At 68.3% G+C, this 2,593-nt stretch carries 4 protein-coding genes; 1 reads left to right on the top strand and 3 read right to left on the bottom strand.

Annotation, left to right across the window (positions count from 1 at the left end):
• Window positions 1–25: 25 nt before the first annotated feature.
• The 3 genes from BUC15_RS18715 to BUC15_RS18725 are packed head-to-tail and all read right to left on the bottom strand — an operon-like array spanning window position 26 to window position 2,305.
• The gene (locus tag BUC15_RS18715) at window positions 26–742 is read right to left on the bottom strand and encodes a LuxR C-terminal-related transcriptional regulator (protein ID WP_425443384.1); all 717 of its coding nucleotides are present in this window, start codon (window positions 740–742) and stop codon (window positions 26–28) included.
• The gene (locus BUC15_RS18720) at window positions 702–1,658 is read right to left on the bottom strand and encodes a hypothetical protein (protein ID WP_073191601.1); all 957 of its coding nucleotides are present in this window, start codon (window positions 1,656–1,658) and stop codon (window positions 702–704) included. Before BUC15_RS18720 ends, BUC15_RS18715 begins: the two co-directional genes overlap by 41 nt.
• Complete coding sequence (locus BUC15_RS18725) at window positions 1,655–2,305, bottom strand: hypothetical protein (RefSeq protein WP_073191603.1); 651 nt, start codon at window positions 2,303–2,305, stop codon at window positions 1,655–1,657. The genes BUC15_RS18720 and BUC15_RS18725 overlap by 4 nt, the downstream gene beginning before the upstream one ends.
• Here BUC15_RS18725 and BUC15_RS20150 point away from each other — a divergent pair.
• Window positions 2,304–2,456 carry a hypothetical protein gene (locus BUC15_RS20150; protein ID WP_175558412.1) on the top strand — a complete coding sequence of 51 codons (153 nt, stop codon included), beginning with the start codon at window positions 2,304–2,306 and terminating at the stop codon, window positions 2,454–2,456. The genes BUC15_RS18725 and BUC15_RS20150 overlap by 2 nt on opposite strands.
• Window positions 2,457–2,593: the final 137 nt, after the last annotated feature.

A 2,593-nucleotide genomic window follows, 5' to 3' on the forward strand; every position in this document is an offset into this window, starting at 1 on the left:
CCACGCCCCGTCGAGTGAGCCCCGCTCAGCGACCACGAAGGAAGGCCAGCACCGCCATTACGCGGCGCGCGGAGGTCGCCTCACCAGCCAGGCCGAGCTTCGAGAAGATCGCGTTGATGTGCTTTAGCACCGCCTTCTCGGTGATCACCAGGCGCTCGGCGATGGAGGCGTTCGCGTCGCCCTGCGCCATGCGCGACAGCACCTCCGTCTCCCGCGGGGTCAGCGACGACAACCGGCCGCGGGCAGCTTGGCGCTGCATCAGCGTGACGATGACCTCGGGGTCGACGACGGTTCCCCCGCCGGCGACCGTCCGGAGGGACTCGACGAAGCTCACGTCGTCGAACACCCGGTCCTTGAGCAGGTAGCCGATCGCCCCCGCGCCGTCGCCCAGCAGCTCGTCGAGGTAGACGTGCTCGACGTACTGGCTCAGCAGCACGACGGGGAAGCCGCGGCGCCGCCGCCGGAGCTCCAGCGCGGCCCGTATCCCCTCGTCGGTGTTCGTCGGCGGCATCCGGATGTCGAGCAGCGCCAGGTCCATCGGCGGGCGGGCCGTGTGGGCGGGCGTCAGGGACTCGCCCACCGCCGAGAGGAACTCGTCGGCCGTCGCAACGCTGCCGACCACCTCCACGCCCTGGGAGGCGAGCAGGCGCTCAAGGCCTTGGCGAAGCAGGTACTGATCCTCTGCCAGGAACACCCGCATGTCAGCCGGCCGGGAGGGTCGGGGCAGCGGGAGCGGGTTCACGGAGGATCGCGACGACCTCGTCCCGGGTGATGTCGGCGTGGTTTCGCCCGTCGGGGCCGACGGCGCGGCGACCGAAGTATGCCTTGGCCCCGTCGTGCTGCATGGGGCCGATCACCTTGGCCGTGATGCGACCGTCCCGCTTCGCCCTCCCCCACGACGACAACGGGGCCGTGGGCCAACGGCCCGGGAAGGCGATGTCGCCGAGGTAGTGCATCTTGTCCTTCGAACCGGTCAGGTGCCACACGTGGCCCATGCGGTCGAGGCCAGGATCGTCGCCGAAGATGCCGCCGATCGAGATGAGCGACACCGGCACCCCGATCCCGCGGAGGAACCAACCGGCGCCAAGCGCCATTTGCGCGCCGCCGGAGAAGCCGACGAGGTAGACCGGGTCGCCACTGCCGGGGACGTAGCCATGCCGCTGCAGCGAGCGCCAGATCTCCTGCGCCAGGCCGATGCTCTGCGTCGGCCCGTAGCGCGGGTCGGACGACACGAGGACCTGCGTGATGTTGCGCAGGTTGATCAGGAAGTGCACCGGGTTCGCATACTTGCGTCGGCGGACGCGGTCGAGGAAGCCCCACAGCCAAACGGTGGCGCGCTGCAGCAGGCCACGGTTGTCGACGGAGTACGGGAACACGTCGGCCACGACGCGCACGTCCGGCAGTTCGGCATCGACCGATTCGAGCCAGGAGAGTTCGCGGCCAGACAACTCGTCGCCGCCGAGCACTCCCACGCCGGAGAGGTAGACCAGGAAGCGGTGTGAGTCGACGGTGTCGCGCGAGTCGCTCGACAGCAGCTCGAAGGTCTGGCGGACCTCACGCTCGCCGCGGTCGGCCCACCAGCTCAGGGATTCTAGGGGCGACAAAAGCACGAAAACCAGCGCCACCACGGCAAGCGTGCCGAGAATCCAGACGATCATCGCTGGTCCTCCGTCCGTTGCACGACGGGCACGATGGGTGCCCCGGACAAGATGTCACGCGAGGTCACCATGGTGGGCCGACCGGTCGCCAGCGTCCAGGCCCGGGAGCCCAGCCAGTCGAGAGGATGACGCAGGAGCCGCGACAGGAGTTGCATCACCACCCAACCGACCAGCGTGAAGCCGAGGGCCCACCAGAAGCCGAGGTGGAACGTGTAAGCGACGCCGACGACGACGATGAGATAGCTCCACGCCTGCCACACCCGGCCGAGCATCATCCCGAAGTGCGGGATCGCCGTCAGGAAGTTGAGCGTCAGGGGCGCCGTTGAGTAGAGGCCCACCACCACTAGTGGCAGCAGCAGCAGCGGACGCTGCAGTGAGATGGAGGCAACCAGCCACGTCACGGCGAGCTGGGATGTCTGCAGAAGCACCATGGCGATGGCGCTGAAGGTCACCGCACCCAGAAGCCGGAGGCCCGAGATGTGATTGAGCTTCAGGATCGCGACGTGCCCCGCCATGGTGGATAGGGCGGCAAGCAGCGCCACGCCGATCGCGGGCCACAGCTTCGCCCACGGGTCGGCCCCCACCAGTTGGAACAGGGCCGGGTTGAGGGACAGGGCGTCCCACAGCACATCGAACACCTCACGCATGCGGCAAACCCTATTCCAGAGAACCGACAGGTGTCTGCGGCACGCCAAGGCCATCTACTGCCCTATTGCCGCCGCCAGCCCCGTGGGGGTCGTTCGTGGCACCCTGGCGGAGGTGCGTGACACGCTGCGCCAGCCGGTCAACGTGAAGTGAAGGGCGACTGAGCTACTGGGATGCCGAAGGGCTTCGGCAGTTCGCCGTCACGGAAGCGCTGGGCAGTGGCGGATCCTCGGAGCAAGACCGAGGACAATCCGACACTGGCGGATTTTCGGAAGCAGGCCGCCGAAGCG

Origin of the sequence: Tessaracoccus bendigoensis DSM 12906 (assembly GCF_900141915.1) — a bacterium.
GTDB lineage: Bacteria > Actinomycetota > Actinomycetes > Propionibacteriales > Propionibacteriaceae > Arachnia > Arachnia bendigoensis.

Coding starts and splice junctions, on each gene's coding strand:
- BUC15_RS18725 (WP_073191603.1), bottom strand. CDS start 2,305: ATGCGTGAGGTGTTCGATGTGCTGTGGGACGCCCTGTCCCTCAACCCG.
- BUC15_RS18720 (WP_073191601.1), bottom strand. CDS start 1,658: ATGATCGTCTGGATTCTCGGCACGCTTGCCGTGGTGGCGCTGGTTTTC.
- BUC15_RS20150 (WP_175558412.1), top strand. CDS start 2,304: ATGCGGCAAACCCTATTCCAGAGAACCGACAGGTGTCTGCGGCACGCC.